18 protein-coding genes and 3 pseudogenes are annotated in these 19,348 nt (G+C 35.5%); 19 read left to right on the top strand and 2 right to left on the bottom strand.

The window, feature by feature from the left end:
• Positions 1-174: 174 nt before the first annotated feature.
• Positions 175-1,113, top strand: coding sequence for a phosphotransferase (locus LLA01S_RS02410; RefSeq protein WP_011676130.1), 939 nt, complete (start codon positions 175-177; stop codon positions 1,111-1,113).
• Between the two features lie 121 nt (positions 1,114-1,234).
• Here the strand turns inward: LLA01S_RS02410 and LLA01S_RS02415 are convergent, their stop codons facing one another.
• Both LLA01S_RS02415 and LLA01S_RS02420 read right to left on the bottom strand, forming a co-directional pair.
• Positions 1,235-2,245, bottom strand: coding sequence for a DUF3324 domain-containing protein (locus LLA01S_RS02415; protein WP_011676131.1), 1,011 nt, complete (start codon positions 2,243-2,245; stop codon positions 1,235-1,237).
• A gap of 61 nt (positions 2,246-2,306) precedes the next feature.
• Positions 2,307-2,726: a WxL domain-containing protein gene (locus LLA01S_RS02420; RefSeq protein ID WP_255209962.1), complete on the bottom strand. Its 420-nt coding sequence runs from the start codon at positions 2,724-2,726 to the stop codon at positions 2,307-2,309.
• 300 nt (positions 2,727-3,026) lie between these two features.
• Here LLA01S_RS02420 and LLA01S_RS02425 point away from each other — a divergent pair, with 300 nt between their 5' ends.
• The 18 genes and pseudogenes from LLA01S_RS02425 to LLA01S_RS02505 all read left to right on the top strand — a co-directional run bounded on the left by LLA01S_RS02425 (position 3,027) and on the right by LLA01S_RS02505 (position 19,282).
• Positions 3,027-3,272 carry a hypothetical protein gene (locus tag LLA01S_RS02425; protein WP_011676133.1) on the top strand — a complete coding sequence of 82 codons (246 nt, stop codon included), beginning with the start codon at positions 3,027-3,029 and terminating at the stop codon, positions 3,270-3,272.
• Between the two features lie 84 nt (positions 3,273-3,356).
• Positions 3,357-3,755: a hypothetical protein gene (locus LLA01S_RS02430; RefSeq protein ID WP_021212250.1), complete on the top strand. Its 399-nt coding sequence runs from the start codon at positions 3,357-3,359 to the stop codon at positions 3,753-3,755.
• A gap of 68 nt (positions 3,756-3,823) precedes the next feature.
• Entirely contained in the window at positions 3,824-4,504 is a 681-nt protein-coding gene (locus tag LLA01S_RS02435) for a hypothetical protein (RefSeq protein WP_011676235.1), read from the top strand.
• Positions 4,505-4,642: 138 nt separating this feature from the next.
• Positions 4,643-4,783, top strand: coding sequence for a hypothetical protein (locus tag LLA01S_RS12345; RefSeq protein ID WP_014572551.1), 141 nt, complete (start codon positions 4,643-4,645; stop codon positions 4,781-4,783).
• A complete protein-coding gene (locus LLA01S_RS02440; protein WP_228764044.1) occupies positions 4,761-5,354 on the top strand; it encodes a hypothetical protein in 594 nt (197 codons plus the stop codon). The genes LLA01S_RS12345 and LLA01S_RS02440 overlap by 23 nt, the downstream gene beginning before the upstream one ends.
• Positions 5,355-5,688: 334 nt before the next feature.
• Positions 5,689-6,402: a hypothetical protein gene (locus LLA01S_RS02445; protein ID WP_011676238.1), complete on the top strand. Its 714-nt coding sequence runs from the start codon at positions 5,689-5,691 to the stop codon at positions 6,400-6,402.
• A 151-nt stretch (positions 6,403-6,553) separates the two neighbouring features.
• A complete protein-coding gene (gene truB, locus LLA01S_RS02450) occupies positions 6,554-7,534 on the top strand; it encodes a tRNA pseudouridine(55) synthase TruB (RefSeq protein WP_280712935.1) in 981 nt (326 codons plus the stop codon).
• Positions 7,535-7,565: 31 nt separating this feature from the next.
• The gene (locus LLA01S_RS02455; protein ID WP_011835287.1) at positions 7,566-8,468 is read left to right on the top strand and encodes a bifunctional riboflavin kinase/FAD synthetase; all 903 of its coding nucleotides are present in this window, start codon (positions 7,566-7,568) and stop codon (positions 8,466-8,468) included.
• A gap of 85 nt (positions 8,469-8,553) precedes the next feature.
• Positions 8,554-9,525, top strand: coding sequence for an L-lactate dehydrogenase (locus LLA01S_RS02460; protein ID WP_011676241.1), 972 nt, complete (start codon positions 8,554-8,556; stop codon positions 9,523-9,525).
• Between the two features lie 149 nt (positions 9,526-9,674).
• A complete protein-coding gene (locus tag LLA01S_RS02465) occupies positions 9,675-10,736 on the top strand; it encodes a DUF871 domain-containing protein (protein ID WP_014572555.1) in 1,062 nt (353 codons plus the stop codon).
• Complete coding sequence (murQ, locus tag LLA01S_RS02470; protein WP_061777791.1) at positions 10,729-11,622, top strand: N-acetylmuramic acid 6-phosphate etherase; 894 nt, start codon at positions 10,729-10,731, stop codon at positions 11,620-11,622. Before LLA01S_RS02465 ends, murQ begins: the two co-directional genes overlap by 8 nt.
• Before the next feature lie 35 nt (positions 11,623-11,657).
• Positions 11,658-13,610 (top strand): glucose PTS transporter subunit IIA, encoded by a 1,953-nt coding sequence (locus LLA01S_RS02475; protein WP_061777792.1) that lies wholly within the window; start codon positions 11,658-11,660, stop codon positions 13,608-13,610.
• Positions 13,611-13,671: 61 nt separating this feature from the next.
• The gene (locus LLA01S_RS02480) at positions 13,672-14,523 is read left to right on the top strand and encodes a MurR/RpiR family transcriptional regulator (protein ID WP_011676245.1); all 852 of its coding nucleotides are present in this window, start codon (positions 13,672-13,674) and stop codon (positions 14,521-14,523) included.
• A gap of 132 nt (positions 14,524-14,655) precedes the next feature.
• Positions 14,656-15,414: a triose-phosphate isomerase gene (gene tpiA / locus LLA01S_RS02485; RefSeq protein WP_011676246.1), complete on the top strand. Its 759-nt coding sequence runs from the start codon at positions 14,656-14,658 to the stop codon at positions 15,412-15,414.
• Between the two features lie 165 nt (positions 15,415-15,579).
• Positions 15,580-16,496, top strand: a pseudogene (locus tag LLA01S_RS02490) (choloylglycine hydrolase family protein).
• 45 nt (positions 16,497-16,541) lie between these two features.
• Complete coding sequence (locus tag LLA01S_RS02495; protein WP_014572562.1) at positions 16,542-17,129, top strand: hypothetical protein; 588 nt, start codon at positions 16,542-16,544, stop codon at positions 17,127-17,129.
• Positions 17,130-17,457: 328 nt separating this feature from the next.
• Positions 17,458-18,771 (top strand): annotated as a pseudogene (locus LLA01S_RS02500) (DUF3440 domain-containing protein).
• Positions 18,753-19,282 (top strand): annotated as a pseudogene (locus tag LLA01S_RS02505) (IbrB-like domain-containing protein). The pseudogenes LLA01S_RS02500 and LLA01S_RS02505 overlap by 19 nt, the downstream one beginning before the upstream one ends.
• Positions 19,283-19,348: the final 66 nt, after the last annotated feature.

Below are 19,348 nucleotides of genomic sequence, written 5' to 3' on the forward strand. Positions count from 1 at the left end.
GGGAGTGTGCTATTATAAGTCATATAAGTCGTGCGCTTTCTAATGCTTAGTGGTTTAAGATTAGGATAGCACGACTTATTTATTTTCCAATGAAATTAACTAGCAATTCGGGTGCTATTTTACATTTTTATAGTATACTAATAATAAGTTTGTATAGAAAAGGGCTAGATGATAATGGATAATGATATTCAACTATTGACAGAAGAAGCAAATGAGTTATCTCACATTTTGAATAGAGGAAATATTGTCAGTGCCCAAGTACAAAAAATGGAGCCTTATGAGCAAGGATTTTCTGGGGCTAGTTTACTTCGACTCAAAGTCCTTTTTGCTGATGGACAGCAAGGGAGTTTTATTGGTAAGAAAGCAGATTTAAAGGAGAGAATGGTGATGCGAACGCTGACAGAACAAGGTCATCATCATACGCCAGCAGCTTATTGCGAGAATTTAACATCAGATGAAGCCCAATGGATGGTTGAAGAAGATTTAGGTAAACAACTTAGTGCACCTTCTAATCGTTTGCAATGGTTGAATAAAGTTGCGGCTGCTCTTGCTGAAATTCATGGAAATAATATGAACCGAGGAAAAGAAATGGCGTGGCTCACGCCTGCTGATGCTGAATATTGGAATAAAATAGTAGGTCAACTATCGGTGGACCATTTTGAAAAAGCAATTTCTGATGATTATAGATTTGCTCAGCAATTTGAAGGCTATTTACCGAAAGTAAAAGAAAAGGCCGCTTTATTTGCGAAGAATATGATAGAAATCTCTCAGGAAGAAGAGTGGTTAACCTTGACACATGGCGATTTACAAAATGTTGAGGGAAACCATGTCTATAATATTCAAGGAAATCCTTATATTATTGATTTTGGATTTTCAAGCTATGCTCCTTTTTATATTGACCTTGTAGATTATTTTTCTGCTGATGAGGCTATCTTATATCATAAAGCACTTATAGAAAGAGGCTTTTCTTTGGAATTAAAAGACTTTGAAGAACGTTTTAAGGCAGCAATTTTATACCCTTGCTTTATTTACATGTTTCCAAGTATGATGGACTGGAAAAGGGGAAATGAAGAAAAGTTGATGAAATTGATTGATAAAATTGTTCATGACTGACGTAAAAAAATGGCTAAGTTCTGTCATTAAAAAAACGCGAAATAAACAATCAAATATAAAAATAAAAAAAGACAAAATGTTTAAATTTGTCTTTTTCTTTTATTGAGAAAATTCGGACATGCTAATTATTTTCTTTAGTTTTTTTCTTCCGACGACGGTAGAGATAAAGTAAAATAACAAAAATAGGAATTAAGAGTAAGAACCACAATAACCACCAATAAGAGTTTTTCTTTTGAACAGAATTGTTCGCAATTTCTTTGACTTGTTTACTGCTAACAGTAAATTTCTCAGTAAAATGCCAAGTATTTTTACCAGATTTGGCTACCAAATCTAAATAGTAATGTCCTGCTTTAAGCTTAGTCTTTGCGGGAACACTATAATCAAAAGTAGAATGAGGGGCCATATCAAGATTTTCATCAGTAGATTGATATAAAAGTTTATTATTATCTTGCTGATAAACTTTAGTGGATATAGACAGGTGTGGCATTACCCAGCTTGTTGGATTAGCCAGTTTAGCCAGAATGCCTGATTTATTTTTATTGGTAACTCCTGCTGTCACTTCGGTCAATTGTAAATCTAGCTGAGCTGTTGAGCTTGGCTGTGTTCGAATGACCACGGGGATTTCTGCACTATAATGATTAACGATTTTTTGATTTTTATTTTCTTCTTGTTCTACATTATTTGGAACTTTTGAGACATGAATAGCGCCTAAAATGATTCCAGGTGATGAAACGGAAGGTCGGGTCAAATTAAGAAGAACTTCTTTACTTTGATTTTCAGCAATTTCGACTTCTGTAGTCTCAGCATTTAATTGGCTAAGAGTTGTTGAAGTACTAGGGAAAGGAAGAGTAGCTCTAGAAGGGGCTGCATAAGATATTTGCCCTAAATTATTTGTCAAACCATTATATAAAGAAACTTTGAATTTATTAGTTTGACTTTCGTTATTAGAAATTGTTAAGGAGAGTTGAGCTGTAGAATCAGTTGGAATCAGCAAATCATAAAATGATGCGTCTTTTGTCTGGTACTGATTTTCATTTTTCTTAATTGAAAAATTGGCATCTGCCTGTACAGGGAGTTGTGTCAGTAAAAGACTACCGAAAATAAATGATAAAAGGAGGAAGAGTTTGTTCATAAGAGTTCCTTTTGGGAAAATTATTAATAACAACCCTCACGCTGTGAGGGTTGCCTATAAATTAGTTGAAGTCACTAGCTTTTGTGACTGTTTTTGAGATTGTCCAATCAACATTTAATGTGATAGATTTACCAGCGGTAGCTTTTGCTTGAGCTTTAGTTAAGGCAATATTTGTACTATCTTTATCAATATTTAAAGACTCTTGTCCAAAGTTTTCATTATCAGCCGCTTTAGTGAACACAGCACCACTTAAGCTGGTCAATGTTACACCATTTATTGTTAAGTTAGCTCCAGTATCTTGAGTGCTACCTGAAACTGTCCAACCTGTTGGGTTGGCTCTTGTATCAGTGACGTGTACAGCTTCTTTACCAGTTGTATTAGTACTATCTTTCAAAAGAACTGAAATATCACTATTATTATATTGGAATGAACCAAAGTCAAGGCTATCAATACTATTAAGTGTAACATCACCATCAGTAATTTCTAGAGTTCCTGTAGAAGTAGCGTCATCAGCAAATACAACGGCTGTTTATGAGACTCCCATTAGAGTAGCTAGGGTTAATAAAGCAAGGTTTATTTTTTTCATTTTTATATCTCATTAAGTTAGTGGATTTTTAGAACTACAATATCGTAACACATTGTAACCAAAAAAACTAACATTAAAATGATATAATACTTAATAGTTTTTAAAAACATAAAGGAGATTGTTTTGCATTGATGTAGTATATAAATTACAACATTACAAAACAACCTTCTGAAAGTGTGGTATTAAGGGGATTAATTGAAAAGAAGTAAATGTTTTTTGTATTATATAAGTGAGATTGTCATATTCGCCATTTTATTGGTGCTTTTATCGCAAGGAGTTCAGGCAGATACAAAAGGAATTGTTAGACCGAGTGACAAATATCCTTTAGGAGCGGCAACAATGGCAACTTTCTATGCAGGGGAGAATATGGTTATTAACACTAACTATCCAACCAATGGGGAGTTTTATGCAGGTCACTTTTATTCAGGAACAAGTTTATAAAGTGATGGAAAAACTGAACTTGGACCTGGAAGTATCAATGATTTAAGTAAATATACAGGTAAGTTGTCCAATAATCTGGATCCAATGTTTATTTCGCCCACGGCATTTTCTCCAGCTATCACAAAGTCACTTGCTGAGACACAGAGTTTGCGAGGAAATCAAGGGGAGACCTACCATTACGTGATGGGGGCAACCAAAGCTGATGAATTTACTGACAATCAATTAAACAGTATTTTTAATAATAATGAATATAAGACAGCTTTTACGAATAAAGCTTACAAGAAATCTAATGGAGAAACGGCTCATCTTGAAGATATTGATTATTTTAAAGATAATGGTGTAGTCAATCAAAGTTCGGGAATTCAAAATGTAACAACTGTCAGTGATTATTATGATAATTTGACTGCGAGTACCTATGATTCTGAGGGAAATATAACTGGTTATAAATTAGCGGTCTTTAATGATGCAATAAAAAATCTGTAACAGTCAATAGCCAAATGGTCAAAGACCCTATCTGGACTTCGCCAAGCCTTATCCAAATAAATATAAATATGGATGAAACTAAAACGAATACTGGGGTTGTTGCGGTTGATATTGACGGTAAGGCAAATAATGGTATTTTTCAAAATTCAGAAGAAGTATCAATAAATTTGTTAAACTATGATTCTAGTAAGCAAAAAATTCCTTATATCATTTTGAATTACCATAATTTTAATCAATTTAATTTTGAGAACACTTCAATTTTCAGAGTAAGTGCTTATACAAGTGAACAAGTGAAACGTGATAAGCCAGATGTAAATCAATTTTATTTAAAAGATGACCGTCTAAATTTATCCTCAACAAAGGATAACGCGCAGAGATATAATACCGCTTCACATATTATTAATAATTTCAATACAATTACCGGTGGAGAGGACTCAACGATTCAAATCAATAATGATAAAACAGATGATGGTTTTTCATTTTTAGGAACCTTACTAGCCCCTCACACTAATATTTCCGTAAACAGTACCACAACTCAAGGGTTCGCAGGAAATATAGTAACGGGACGCAGTCTTTACTTATTGAGTGATATCACCGCTGACAATGCCTTCTCGGCAAATTTTAACAGCGATGGTGATTTTCCCGGTACCAGCGATTTAGAACCTGATGCAAATACACCACCGCGTATTCTATCAATTGATTTACCTGACAATGTTAGTTTTAGCCCAGAAAATGCGACGACTCATTAGAAATTTGAATTTTCTTTAAACAATAATATCCAGGTAGACCCAGAATCCCAAACGATGCACCGATTAGATGGCAGAAAAGTAAAAAATACATTTAATATTTAGCAACCAGCCAATAGTTCGAGCAATCTGTGGTCGCGTATGAATGACGGACAATGGAAAAAATATGAAAAAGAAGCAATCGCAGCTAATGACCAAGATAGTGCTCAGACTACCCAACTCTCAATTGCTGACGTCACAGAAGATTTAAAAACTGCTGATGGAAAAGATAATTATGATTGATCAGACCTTATATGATGGAGGTCAAATTGATGCTTCTTATGATGTGGATGGTCAACAAAAAGCATTCATTGGTCAGCATTTATTACATAGAAATAAATTTTCATTTATTGTTGCAAGAAAAGAAGATGACTTATCAACGATGAGTCAAGAAGAAATTGATAAGAAGTATTCTAATACAATGGCTGTCTATACACTCGAAGTACATGGAGACCTTTTGGTCAATTATCCTAAGATATTTGATTTTGGGACTTATCAATTGGGGACCTCAGGATTAGCAAATAATGAGTTTAGAGTTGCGAAAGGTCAAATTAATGTAGAGAATCCTTATTATTTGGATTGGAAATTACTTGTAAAAAATACCACGACTGAAATTCAAAATAATCCATTGTTGTTAGATAGCGCAACGGATTTTAATGCTCAATTATATAATCTTGTCAGTGATACAGATGATACTTGGTTACCGGGCGCTTTTGTAAATTTGGGCTCACTCAAGGCAACAGGAGAACAAACAATGCTAGTACTAAGTACTGAACCTGATAATTCGGTTGATTCCAATTGGACTGAAGTTTAGCCAACTTCAAGTATGCAGTTTTATAAAACAGATGTGGAGTTAAAGTTCCATACGAATCGTGCGGATGGTTATGTAAAAAGAACGGGAAGTTATAAGTTGAATGCTTCTTGGGAATTAACAACTCCAAATATCATCAAAAAATAGTTGGAGGATTTCTACATTTATAGATTTAGCAAACTTTAAAAATAATCAGATGAAATTTGGAATGAATGGGTCTGTATTGAGAAGTTGGCTAATTTTTAGGCCTTATCGTCATTTATTGACCCTCATTGATAGGGTATGTTATAATGTAAAGGGAATAACTGATTTTTTAGCTTTATTAAGGAGGCTTTTCATGGCAAAACATTCAAAAGCGAGTTTAAAAAACAATAAAAAAATAATTGCAATTATCAGTTTAGCAGTCATTTTAATTGTTGCTCTCGGAGTCATCGCTTATCAAGTTTTTTATCCTCATAAAACCTCTGATAAAGCAGCATCATTTGCACAAACAAGCTCAACAAAGGTAAGTAAGAGCACTGCAAGTAAATCAAAAAGTAGTAGCACATCCAGTGATTCAACTCAAGCATCGACATCGAGTTCATCGACATCGACTACTTCAACGACTTCAGCAAGTTCATCAAGTAGCCAAAGTACAAGTACTCCGGCGAATTGGACTGACTTAACAAGCACACAGCAAGATGCAGTATATGCCCAATGGGTTAATAACTCACAAGGCAAATTCGATGTATATACTGGGGAAGCTTATCGGATTTATTTAGTCAATGTAGGAGCAAACGGAGTCTCATCTTATAATGACCCAGTTGATGTGATTCAGAATACAGCACGTGTTCAAATTAACGCAAATGGAACATATTATTTGCAAGTTCCAGACCCAAGCCAAACAGGCTTAAGAATGGCACAGAATCCTTGGCCGTTGGTCAATTGGCAAACTAAAGAAACACTGACAGGTGCACAACTTGCAGCCAAATATGGTTCAGATACTTCACTCAATAGTGGAAGTTCACAAATTAAATCAATAAATGCCACACCAGTTCCAACAGGAAATTGATAAGAAGTAGACTGACTTTTGTCAGTCTTTTTTTGTGAAATTAAAGTACTGACTATTCTGTCAGTGTTTTTGGATTGGCAACGATGACTGATAGAGACTGTAAGTGATTTTTTAGACAAAAAATGCTATAATTTTCAGGATGAATGAAAATTTGAACGGCATTTTAAATGTCTATAAAGAAGCTGGTTGGACATCTTTTGATGTCGTCGCCAAACTTCGTTGTATTTTAAAAACAAAAAAAATTGGACATGGTGGGACTTTAGACCCATCAGTAACCGGTGTTTTACCTATTGCTGTTGGAAAATCAACACGATTATTAGAATATATGGAAGCAGCAGGTAAAATTTACGAAGGTCAAGTGACGATTGGGTTTTCAACTGAAACTGAGGATGCTGATGGTGCAATTGTAAATCAAACGCCAGTAAAAAATAATTTAACTGAGAGTGAAATTGATTCTGCTATGTCGCGCTTTGTCGGGAAAATAAAACAGATTCCGCCAATGTATTCGGCAGTAAAAATCAATGGGAAAAAGTTATATGAATATGCTAGAGCGGGTCAGACGATTGAACGCCCAGCAAGAGAGATTACAATAAAATCTTTTGTAAGGACAAGCCCGATTGATTGGAATAAGGAAGAAGGCTTAGTCACTTTTTCTTTCAAAGTTGAGTGTAGTAAAGGGACTTATGTTCGGACTTTAGCGGTTGATTTGGCGGACAGTCTTGGTTATGCAGGACATATGTCAAAATTACAACGGACGGCAAGTAATGGCTTACTGATTAAAGATGCTATTAAATTGTCAAAAATTGAAGAAATACAAGAATCAGGAAAGCTTTCTACTATATTGTATCCAGCAGAATATGCTGTCAGTGATTTGCCTAGGGTTAATTTGACTACTGTTCAGTTTGATATGGCGCGTGTTGGCAAGAAATTTGCTCAAAGTGATTGGACAAATGAAGTAGAAACTGCTGACAGCTCTGTCAACAAGACAAAGCAGCAAGAATATTTACTGACAGACTTGTCGTTACTGACAACAGAAAAATTTGCGGCTTTTTATAATGATAAATTAGTTGCTGTCTATATGAAACATCCTGAAAAAGAAGGAATCTGGAAACCCAATAAAGTATTGGTCTGATTCTAAGCACATGAAGTTAAAAGTGAGAAAAATGGAAATATTAGAATTTACTGATGAACTAAAATTTGATGAAGAACTAATTCTTGTCCTCGGTTATTTTGACGGCTTACACCGAGGACATCAAAGCCTCTTTGCTGAAGCAAAAAAAATTGCTGCAGTATTAAATTTAAAAATTGCTGTTTTTACATTTCCAGAAAAACCAACTTTAACATTTAATAAATTTGAGCCAGATATGCTTTTAAAATTAACCTCAGATAAAAAAAGAGCAGAACTGTTTGCTGAAAATGGGGTTGATTATCTTGTTTTTAAAGACTTTACCTCTAAGTTTGCGCATCAAACTTCAACAGAATTTGCTAAAAGTGTAGTCATGAGATTTAATCCTAAAGTCGTTATTACTGGTTTTGATTATACAACGGGTTCTGATATGAAGAATCTAGAGTCAACAGAAGACTATCGGGTTGTTATTATGCCAGAAAAAGCTGATGAGCAAGGGAAAATTTCTTCAACTCGGATTAGAAAAGCAGTTGAAGCAGGAGATATTGCTCAAGCTAATCAACTACTAGGCTATTCTTATGAAACAACTGGGCTTGTTGTACATGGTTTTGCTAGAGGAAGACAGTTAGGTTATCCAACAGCAAACTTGGTCATTAAAGATTATGTTCATCTGCCTGCTGTGGGAGTTTATACCTGTGATGTACTCTTTGCGGGTGAACGTCATCGAGGTTTTGCTTCAATTGGCTATAATGACACCTTTAATGGCACTGAGAAAACGGTAGAAGTTCATATCTTTGATTTTAATGGAGAAATCTATGGTGAAAATTTGACCGTGTTATGGTTAGATAAAATTCGCGATATGATAAAATTTGAAGGTATTGATCAATTGATTGACCAGATGAAAGAAGATGAACAAATCGCTCGAGATTTTAAAGCGTAAGAAACTAGGAAAAGAGATTTGGAAAGGGAGCCAAAAAACGTTGTGAGTCAATAGTTAACTCACTTGTTTTTTTGTGAAAAAAGAGATGAAAATTAATAATAAAAAAGTTGTAATTGTGGGAGCTGGAGCAGTAGGGAGTACTTATGCTCATAATTTGGTCGTTGATGATTTAGCAGATGAAATCGCCATTATCAATACTAATAAAAGTAAGGCTTCTGCCAATAGTTTGGACTTACTTCATGCTCTGCCTTATTTAAACTCAGCTCCTAAAAATATTTATGCAGCAGACTACGCTGATGTTGCTGACGCCGATATCGTTGTTTTATCCGCTAATGCTCCGTCAGCTACCTTTGGTAAAAATCCAGACCGTCTTCAATTACTAGAAAATAATGTTGAAATGATTCGCGATATCACGCGAAAAACAATGGACGCTGGCTTTGACGGTATTTTCTTAGTAGCTTCAAACCCCGTAGACGTACTTGCTCAAGTAGTTGCTGAAGTTTCTGGCTTACCTAAACACCGTATTATTGGAACAGGAACCTTGCTTGAAACAAGTCGAATGCGACAAATTGTAGCTGAGAAACTTCAAATTAACCCTAAAAGTATTCATGGTTATGTTTTAGCTGAACATGGGAAATCTAGTTTTGCCGCTTGGTCCAATGTTACTGTTGGTGCAATTCCATTAACAACATGGCTTGAAAAATATCCGAATCCAGATTTTCCGACATTTGATGAAATTGATCAAGAAATTCGCGAAGTTGGCTTAGATATTTTCATGCAAAAAGGAAATACATCATACGGAATCGCAGCTTCATTAGCGCGTTTAACAAGAGCAATTTTCCGAAATGAGAGCGTCATTTTACCTGTTTCAGCTCATTTGACAGGTCAGTACGGACAAGCTGAACTATATACAGGTAGTCCAGCAATAATCGACCGGACAGGCGTTCGAGCTGTTTTAGAATTGGAATTAACAGCAGAAGAGCAAGGTAAATTTGAACATTCTGCAGCACTCTTAAAAGAGAACTTTGAATCCATCAAGGAAAAATGCACATTATAAAATAAGGGATAGATAATTATCCCTTTTTTTATTTAATTAAACGAAATAATATTTCTTAAATAAAAAAATAAAATTAATGCTTGAAATAATAATTCGTTTACGATATAATGAATACGTTATCAAGAAATGATATTTCGAAAGGATAAAAAATGTACGGTTTTTCAATTTTCATGAATAAAGACTTAGATGAAAAAACTTATTCATATATTGACAAAATGGCAAACCAAGGTTTTAAAGGGATTTTTACGTCTATGCACATTCCGGAAGATGAAGTGAGCCTTTATAAAAAAAGGCTGATGGATTTAGGGAAGAGAGCAAAAGAGAATCATTTAAAACTCATGGTTGATATCTCAGCAAATGCTCTAGAGAAAGCTGGCTTTTCTATTAATCGCCTTAAAGAGCTTAAAGATTTAGGTGTAACTGGTCTTAGGATGGATTATCATATTAGCAATGAAACAATTGCTAAAGTGAGTCAGGAACTGACAGTAAGTCTAAACGCTAGTACTATTACACCAAAAGACATTGATGAGTTAAAAGAACATAAAGCAAACTTTAGCAAACTTGAAGCATGGCATAATTACTATCCAAGACGTGAAACAGGACTTTCCCGTGAAGGTTTTCTTAAAAAGAATGAGTTTCTGAAAAATCATTCTTTTCAAGTGATGGCATTTATTCCAGGCGATGATTCTTTACGGCATCCTCTGTATCAAGGATTACCAACTCTTGAAGAGCACAGATTCAAACACCCTCTGGCTTGTTTACTAGATATGGAATCAATGAATGTTGAACATATTTACGTCGGCGATGGAGGTTTGAAAGACTATACCCTTAAACAGATTAAAGGTTATTTTCAAGAAAATGTATTGTCAGTGAGAGCTAGTCAAACAACAACTTCCTTTAGTTATGTCTTAGGTCAACATGAAAATAGACAAGATGATGCCAGAGATATAATTAGGAGCGCTCAAGCGCGCTTCAAGGAAATTCCAGAAATTATCCCAGAAAACACAAGTGAGCGAAGTAGAGGCTCAATCACTATTGATAATTGTGACTATGGCCGTTATATGGGTGAAATTCAAATTGTCAAAAATGATTTAGCAGCAGATGAGAAAGTCAATGTCGTAGGCAAGATAATCGCTGAAGACAGACCACTCATTACTTTCATTGGTTCAGGACAAAAATTTAAAATAGAAAAAGAGAAAAATAATGATTGATTTATCAACACTAACAACAGAACGACGAAATGACGAAACATTTAACCTTGATCAAATGACCGTAAAAGAAGCACTTGTCAAAATGAACAATGAAGATAAGAAAGTAGCTTATGCGGTAGAAGAAGCATTACCAAATATTGAACCAGTTATTTCATCAGCAATAGAAGCTTTTAACAAAGGTGGACGTTTGATTTATATGGGAGCTGGAACAAGTGGTCGTCTGGGGGTTCTTGATGCGGCTGAATGTGTCCCAACTTTTGGTGTGCCAGCAACGCAAGTCGTTGGTTTAATCGCTGGAGGAGACAAGGCAATGACAGTCGCAGTTGAAGGAGCTGAGGATAGTTTAGAACTAGGTAGACAAGATTTAATTGACTTAAATTTGTCAGAAAATGATCTAGTTTTAGGAATTGCTGCAAGTGGACGAACACCTTATGTGATTGGTGCTTTAGACTATGCAAAAGAAATTGGTGCTAAAAGAGCCAGTCTTTCTTGTAATCTTAATGCTGAAATTTCAAAACATGCTGAATTTCCGATTGAAGTTGACTGTGGTCCAGAATTTTTAACTGGTTCTACTCGCTTGAAATCAGGGACAGCTCAAAAATTAATTTTGAATATGATTTCAACAATTTCAATGATTGGAATCGGGAAAGTTTATAATAATTTGATGGTTGATGTTAAGCCAACTAACGAAAAATTAGTTGAGCGTAGCAAACGAATCATTATGCAAGCAACAGATTGTACTTATGAAGAAGCCGAAGAAAAATTCAATGAAGCAAATCAAGATGTCAAACTGGCGATTATAATGCTTCTAACTGACTGTGCGGCAGAAGAAGGAAAGACAAAACTAGTTAAAGCAAATGGTTTTGTGAAAAATACTCTGAATTAAGAATTCACCCTTTTAAGGTAGAAAAAGGAGCAAAAATGGCGGAAGAAAAAATAGCTCGTATTGCAAGAGAGATTTATGAAAATGTTGGCGGAACACAGAATGTCAAAAAATTGATTCATTGCATGACTCGTGTTCGGATGACCATTATTGACGATTCTAAAGTTAATCTCGCAGGCCTAAAAGCGATTGACGGGGTAATGGGCGTTGTTGAAGATGAAACACTTCAAGTTGTTATAGGACCTGGAACAGTAAATAAAGTTGCACAAGCAATGGTCGACACAGTTGGCGTAAGATTGGGAGAAGCTTTTCCAAATGCAGAAGGTCAGTCAATCGACGATTTAATGGCAAAAACAAAATCGGAAGCTAAAGAAAAGTATAATAAACCCTCAAAATTTAAGGCAGTATTAAATACAATTTCTAAAATATTCGTTCCCTTGATTCCAGCCTTTGTTGGTGCTGGTTTAATTGGAGGATTAGCCTCTGTATTAGGTAACTTGGTCACTGCTGGAACTTTAGATGCAGTAACTTGGACACAATTTATTACTGTTCTTAAGATTATTCAATCTGGAATCTTCTCTTATTTGGCTATTTATGTCGGAATAAACTCAGCTCAAGAATTTGGTGCGACTCCAGCTCTTGGTGGGGTCATCGGTGCTGTTTCTCTACTAACAGGTATGAATCCAGAGCTTCCTCTAAAGAATATTTTTAACGGAAGTGCTCTTTCATCCGGTCAAGGTGGGATTATTGGTGTAATTTTTGCAGTTTGGCTATTATCAATTTTAGAAAAACAATTGCGTAAATTTATTCCTGATTCAATTGATATTATTGTTACACCTACGATTGGTTTATTAGTGATTGGGTTTGCAGAAATCTTTGCTATTATGCCAATAGCAGGCGTCATTTCTTCAAGTTTGGTAGGAGCAATTAATTTTATTCTTCAAGTTGGTGGTGGCATTTCTGGTTTTGTACTTGGCGTTCTCTTTTTACCAATGGTTATGTTTGGTTTGCACCAAATTTTGACTCCGATTCATTTAGAAATGATTTCCAAAACTGGCTCAACTCAATTATTGCCAATTCTAGCCATGGCTGGTGCTGGTCAAGTCGGTGCTGCGATTGCACTTTGGCTTCGTTTGAGAAAAGATAAAGAATTTGTTGAACTCGTAAAAGGGGCTTTGCCAGTTGGAATATTAGGTATTGGTGAACCTTTAATTTATGGAATTACGCTTCCTCTTGGTCGTCCCTTTATTACGGCCTGTATTGGTGGAGGGATTGGTGAGCCCATTATTGGTTCTTTAGGTCAAGCAGGTGCCATTGCTATTGGGCCTTCAGGTCTTGCTCTCCTTCCACTTATTGCCAATGGGAAATGGTGGGTATATCTTCTCGGTCTCTTGGGTGCTTATGTGGGTGGATTTATCGCAACTTATCTCTTTGGGATTCCTAAAGATGCTAAGGAAAAAGCGGATAATTATGGAAAATCCGTACAAATGGAAACTCTCCAACCTACATTACGTGTCGTAACGACGCCAGAATTTTATAGCTCAGTAATCAGTTCACCACTTGATGGTAATGTAAAAGAACTTTCTTCAATTGAGGATGAAGTTTTCTCAAGCGGAATGTTGGGTAAAGGAGTGGCAATTGAACCAACGAATGGAGAAATTGTGTCTCCAGTTAACGGAGTAGTCTCAACTGTCTTTCCGACTAAACATGCTATAGGTTTGACCAGTGATGAAGGGGTAGAAATATTAATTCATATCGGCATGGATACTGTTGCTTTAAATGGTGAAGGATTTGAAAGTTTTGTTAAGCAAAATGATCGTGTTAGAAAAGGTGATTTATTAGTTCGAGCTGATTTTGAAAAAATAAAAGAAGCAGGCTTGTCTACAATTACACCAGTTGTTATTACTAATTCGGATACTTACAGAGAAATTATCATTACACATGGTGCAACAATAAGTAAAGGTCAAGAAATTTTCACAGTAAAAGCATAAAAGTTAGAGGTTGGTTTATACCAACCTCTTTGTTATAATGAAATAAGAATGGAGAGGATACATGGATACTTTACTTATCATCAGGCAAAATTATTCTAACTTTACAACAGTTGAGAAAAAAATAGCCGACTATATTTTTGAAGTCGGAGAAAAAATGTTAGAAAAAAGTGCGCAAGAGGTAGCGAGTGAAATTGGAAGTTCTTCGGCGGCTTTAGTAAGATTTTCCAGAAAGTTGGGTTATGATGGATTCTCACAACTTAAACAAAAATTGAGTGCCTCCTATGCTGTTCATGAAGATGATGAAGATTATTATAAAGAAGTAAATGACTCTGAAACACCGTCCTCAATCAAGAATAAACTAAAAGTTCGGGTTAATCATATGGTGGAAACGACCAATGCAGCCTTATCAGATGATGAAATCATGGCGGCTGTCGCTTTAATTGATGAAGCAGAAAGTATTTTTGTATTTGGTATTGGAGCATCATCTATGGTTGCTCAGGATATTTTTCAAAAGTTTAGTCGAATTGGAAAGCAAGTTTTCTTTATTCAAGATGCTCATTTATTTGTTTCATCTCTTTCGATTTCGGATAGAAAAACAATTTTTATTGGCATTTCGATGAAGGGAGAAACAAAGGAAGTAATTGAACTTGCACGAGTCGTAAAAGGGATGAAAATTCCAATTATTGCTATCACTTCAAGAGAAGAATCGACACTCGGACAGATGTCAGATTATATCCTTCATTCAGTTTCTGGAGAAGATTATCAAATGCGTACGGCTGCCACCATGAGTTTGATGGCACAACTTTATGTTGTGGACATTCTTTTCTATATGTTTGTATCAGAACATTTTACCGAGAGCTATGATAAGTTAGAAAAGACACGAGATGCAATTAAATTATTGGAAGAAAAATGATAGAGCCGAAATTTACTGATGATGAGTTGATTTCTGCAATTTTTTTCACAATGTGATAAAATAGACCATGTAAAAGATGGATTAAAAGTCCAAAATTTAAGAGGCTTAAAAGGCCCTATAAGGAGAATTAGAATGTCACGTAAACCAATTATCGCTGGTAACTGGAAAATGAATAAAACTTTGTCAGAAGCACAAGCTTTTGTTGAAGCTGTTAAAAATAACTTGCCTTCATCTGATAATGTTGAATCAGTTATCGGTGCACCTGCTCTTTTCCTCGCTCCTATGGCTTACCTTCGTCAAGGTTCAGAATTGAAACTTGCTGCTGAAAATAGCTACTTCGAAAATGCTGGAGCATTCACTGGTGAAAACAGCCCAGCTGCAATCGTTGACCTTGGTGTTGAATACATCATCATCGGTCACAGCGAACGTCGTGAATATTTCCACGAAACTGACGAAGACATCAACAAAAAAGCAAAAGCAATCTTCGCTGCTGGAGCAACTCCAATCCTTTGTTGTGGTGAAACTTTGGAAACTTTTGAAGCTGGTAAAACAGCTGAATGGGTTTCAGGTCAAATCGAAGCTGGTCTTGCAGGATTGACTGCTGAACAAGTTTCAAACTTAGTTATCGCTTACGAACCAATCTGGGCAATTGGAACTGGTAAAACTGCGACAAACGAAATTGCTGACGAAACTTGTGGTGTTGTACGTTCAACAGTTGAAAAACTTTACGGAAAAGAAGTTTCAGAAGCTGTACGTATCCAATACGGTGGATCAGTAAAACCTGAAACAATCGAAGGATTGATGGCTAAAGAAAACATCGACGGTGCCCTCGTTGGTGGAGCTTCACTTGAAGCTGATAGCTTCCTTGCATTGCTTGAAATGTACAAATAATTTTTAAATTATGGGTTGAATGAAAGTACTGACAATTCTGTCAGTACTTTTTTGGAACTTTTTTGAACCTTTGTCATAGGATAGCATTTTACAGATATGCTAGTACCTCTATCAGTAAATTTTTTGATAAAATAAATAGATGACATCTATTTAAGGGGAGAAAAAATGTGTACTAGTTTTCAACTAAAATCAAGTGATGGTGGCCTAGTTTTTGCAAGAACAATGGATTGGCATCCATTTAAGGCAGAAGCACTGGTTCTGCCTAAGAATTATGAATGGACAAGTGTTTACAATGGGAAAAAATGACAAATCCTTATGCAATTCTTGGTGTTTGAAATAGTGAAATGCGTCAACATGCTGATATTTCTGACGGGGTCAATGAATATGGCTTAGCTGCTCAAAAATTAACCTTTTCGAATCAGTCAGATTATGCTAGCGAAGGAGAAGCTGGGAAAATTCAACTCGCTGCTTTTGAATTTTTACTTTGGTTATTAGGAAACTGTCGTTCAATTGAAGAAGTTCGTCAGAAGATTGATACTGTCCAATTAATGACCGATGAAAATTCAACTTTCAAATTTGGCCGAAATGATTTGCATTTTTCGGCAACGGATTCGAGTGGTCAAATGATAAATATCGAACCACATGGTGGACGTCTGATCATTTCAAATAACTCGATAGGTGTGGTCACCAATGCTCCCAAATTTGAAAGAGAAGTTGAAAAATTAACCACTTATATGGATCTTAATATACTGACAGAACCATCAGTAAAAAATAATAATCCCAATCAGATTTCGACTGGGAGTTTTAATGGTAAACCAGTATTTCCTGGTGGATTTACACCGACTTCCCGATTTATCCGGGCCGCTATCTATAAAGAAAGAGCCATTTATCCTAAAAATGAACAGCAAAATATTATTGAAGCTTGGCATATTTTAAATGGGGTGACTGTTCCTAAATCAGAGGGCCGCTCAGGGACTTATACTGTCTATCGAAGTGCAGTTGAGGTGACGAGTCGAAGACTTTATTTACAGACTTATGAGGATTTAAGCGTTCAAGTCTATCGATTCCCAGAAGAACTCTAGTCCTAAAATTTTGCTATAATAAAGCAAGATTAATAGGAGAAATTAATGCATTTTATTGTTATATTAGGGGCGCTCATTTCGTTGTCCTTTACAAGCACTTATCTTGTTGCCAGCATTCGTGGTCGTGTTAAACCCAATAAAATTACCTGGTTAATATGGGGTATTGCTCCACTAATTAGCACAGCTGCATCATTATCAACAGGAGTTTCTTGGGCGAGTTTACCAGTGTTTATGGCCGGTTTTGGGCCAATCTTAGTATTTACTGTTGCTTGTTTCAATAAGGCTGCTTATTGGAAAATGGGAAAAATTGATTATATTTGTGGTTTTGTATCAATCTTGGCTTTAGTTGCTTGGTATATGACTAAGAACCCAAATGTTGCTATTTTGTTAGCGATTCTCTCAGATGCTTTAGCGGCACTTCCAACTCTGATTAAAGGTTGGAACTTCCCAGAAACCGAAAATGGATTCTTGTTCTTAGGAAGTCTCTTTTCCGCAAGTACAAGTTTTACAGAAGTTCATCAGTGGAAACTTACAGAAGTTGCTTTTCCGATTTATCTCATTATCCTTAGTTTGACAATGATGTTTCTAATTGAAGGCAGAAGAAATTATTTAAAGCGTAAAAAAGTACTCTAATGAGTACTTTTTTTAGTTAATTTGACAGTAAAATTAAAACGAAGTGCATAAAATGAATTGATTTGATTGTTATAGATGACATAAATAATTATAATTAATTCAGTCACATTTTTTGAGCTTTCTAAGCAGTAGATTAAAGGATTCATCTAAGATAATATGAACACAATAAAATGTAATTAATATGTTTGTTTTGGTATATCCTTGAAAAAAATCAATAGTTTAAGTAAAATAGACTTAGTTGATAAGGAATTTTAGATAAATTATAAGAATTAAATATTAAATCGGGAAAATATTATCTAAATGGAAACTATTCAAAGGGGATGAACTAGTGAGAAAATATCAAGAGGAAAATGTATATGAGGCTTTTAATAAGCGATTAGACTACATATGCAATTATTTTGATCATTTAATCGTTTCCTTTTCGGGAGGAAAGGACTCCGGAGTGATGTTAGAACTCGTTCATCGTTACTACGAAGAAAACGAATTAGAGGCAAAAGGAGTTAAAGTTTCTGTTTATTATCTTGATTACGAAGGAAATTATCAAGAAACAAAAGACTATATTGAGCGTTCAATGGGAAAATATCCTAGTTTTGACTATTATCACATCTGTATGCCAGTTTCAGCTTCTTGTGGCATATCAATGTCTCAATCAACTTGGTTGCCTTGGGATCCGGAACATCCAGAACTCTGGTTAAATCCCATTCCCAAAGGAGCAATTCATCTTCAAAATCATAATTTCCCCTTTTTTCAAGTTGGAATGTCAGACTATGATTTTCAAAGTAAGTTTTGCCAGTGGCTTCATCAAGAAACAAAAGCAGAAAGAACGGCTGTTCTTGTTGGAATTAGAGCTCAGGAAAGTTTGAATCGTTTTAATGCTGTGACTCGTGAGGAAACTTTTTCACGATTTGGCATGACCAATTATAGTCATCGTATTTTTCATAATGTCTTCAATTTTTATCCAATGTATGATTGGCTATTTGAGGATGTTGGGTAGCAAATGCAAAATTTGGCTTTGACTATAATCATTTATATGATTTATATTTTCAAGCTGGTGTTCCCTTTAAAAGTATGAGAGTTGCCAATCCATTTCATCAGTGTGGAGTCGCCTCTCTAAAACTCTATCAAGCTTTAGAGCCTGAGACTTGGGGGAAACTAATGGGGCGTGTCAATGGAGCAAATTTTGCGGCTCTCTATGGAGGGACGGTCGCTCTTGGTTATCGGGGAGTCACCCTGCCTAAAGGACACACTTGGGAAAGCTATGTCAATTTCCTTCTTAAAACTCTTTCGAAAGAAATGCGGCAAGTTTATCTTAAAAAATTTCAAAGTTCATTGACTTATTGGACCAAAAACGGTGGGGCCCTTAAAAGTAGTTCGTGAACTTGAAGAGACAGACTTACAATTTGAAAACCTGGGAAATCCGAAAAATAATCGAAATTATAAACAGGAACATAAGGTTATACGTTTCAAAAAATACCCCGATGATGTTCCAATCAAAAACTTTAGGCTGGTTCCTTCTTATAAGAGAATGTGTATCACAATTTTAAAAAATGATACTTCTTGCCAGTACATGGGTTTTGGTCAAACCAAAGATGAATTGCAAAAGAAAAAGGAGGCCATGAAAAAATGGGAGAGCTTTTTATAAGCCCAGCTTATCAAGTGCAACGTGTTCCAATTGAGAAAATCAGAGCTAACTCATATAATCCAAACAAGACTGCACCATCAGAGTTCAAACTATTAGAGCGCTCTATCTTAGAAGATGGCTATACGATGCCAATCGTTTGTTATTATGATAAAGAAAAAGATATCTATGAGATAGTGGATGGTTTTCATCGATATCTAGTCATGAAAAATTCGCCAGAAATTGCTCAAAGAGAACATAACTGCTTACCAGTGTCAATCATTGACCGTCCCTTAGAAGACAGAATTGCGAGTACCATTCGCCACAATCGTGCTAGAGGGACTCATTCTATTGAATTAATGACGAAAATCGTTCAACAATTGGTTTTGAAGCGGGATTGAGTGACCGTTGGATAATCACAAATATTGGGATGGATAAAGAAGAATTACTAAGATTAAAGCAATTGAGTGGTTTGGCCTCTTTGTTTAAAGGAGGAGATTTTTCAAGATCTTGGGAATGGGATAGCGAAGAATGATTAAATAGAGGAGCGAAAGCTACCCTATTTTTTATTTCTGAAAAAAACAGAAAAAATATTTCTGTT

Origin of the sequence: Lactococcus cremoris subsp. cremoris NBRC 100676 (genome assembly GCF_001591705.1) — a bacterium.
GTDB lineage: Bacteria > Bacillota > Bacilli > Lactobacillales > Streptococcaceae > Lactococcus > Lactococcus cremoris.

What these genes read in the sequence shown, in the direction of transcription:
- LLA01S_RS02410 (WP_011676130.1), top strand. Translation starts at nt 175, where the DNA reads ATGGATAATGATATTCAACTATTGACAGAAGAAGCAAATGAGTTATCT.
- LLA01S_RS02415 (WP_011676131.1), bottom strand. Translation starts at nt 2,245, where the DNA reads ATGAACAAACTCTTCCTCCTTTTATCATTTATTTTCGGTAGTCTTTTA.
- LLA01S_RS02430 (WP_021212250.1), top strand. Translation starts at nt 3,357, where the DNA reads ATGTTTATTTCGCCCACGGCATTTTCTCCAGCTATCACAAAGTCACTT.
- LLA01S_RS02435 (WP_011676235.1), top strand. Translation starts at nt 3,824, where the DNA reads ATGGATGAAACTAAAACGAATACTGGGGTTGTTGCGGTTGATATTGAC.
- LLA01S_RS12345 (WP_014572551.1), top strand. Translation starts at nt 4,643, where the DNA reads ATGAATGACGGACAATGGAAAAAATATGAAAAAGAAGCAATCGCAGCT.
- LLA01S_RS02440 (WP_228764044.1), top strand. Translation starts at nt 4,761, where the DNA reads ATGGAAAAGATAATTATGATTGATCAGACCTTATATGATGGAGGTCAA.
- LLA01S_RS02445 (WP_011676238.1), top strand. Translation starts at nt 5,689, where the DNA reads ATGGCAAAACATTCAAAAGCGAGTTTAAAAAACAATAAAAAAATAATT.
- LLA01S_RS02455 (WP_011835287.1), top strand. Translation starts at nt 7,566, where the DNA reads ATGGAAATATTAGAATTTACTGATGAACTAAAATTTGATGAAGAACTA.
- LLA01S_RS02460 (WP_011676241.1), top strand. Translation starts at nt 8,554, where the DNA reads ATGAAAATTAATAATAAAAAAGTTGTAATTGTGGGAGCTGGAGCAGTA.
- LLA01S_RS02465 (WP_014572555.1), top strand. Translation starts at nt 9,675, where the DNA reads ATGTACGGTTTTTCAATTTTCATGAATAAAGACTTAGATGAAAAAACT.
- murQ (WP_061777791.1), top strand. Translation starts at nt 10,729, where the DNA reads ATGATTGATTTATCAACACTAACAACAGAACGACGAAATGACGAAACA.
- LLA01S_RS02475 (WP_061777792.1), top strand. Translation starts at nt 11,658, where the DNA reads ATGGCGGAAGAAAAAATAGCTCGTATTGCAAGAGAGATTTATGAAAAT.
- LLA01S_RS02480 (WP_011676245.1), top strand. Translation starts at nt 13,672, where the DNA reads ATGGATACTTTACTTATCATCAGGCAAAATTATTCTAACTTTACAACA.
- tpiA (WP_011676246.1), top strand. Translation starts at nt 14,656, where the DNA reads ATGTCACGTAAACCAATTATCGCTGGTAACTGGAAAATGAATAAAACT.
- LLA01S_RS02495 (WP_014572562.1), top strand. Translation starts at nt 16,542, where the DNA reads ATGCATTTTATTGTTATATTAGGGGCGCTCATTTCGTTGTCCTTTACA.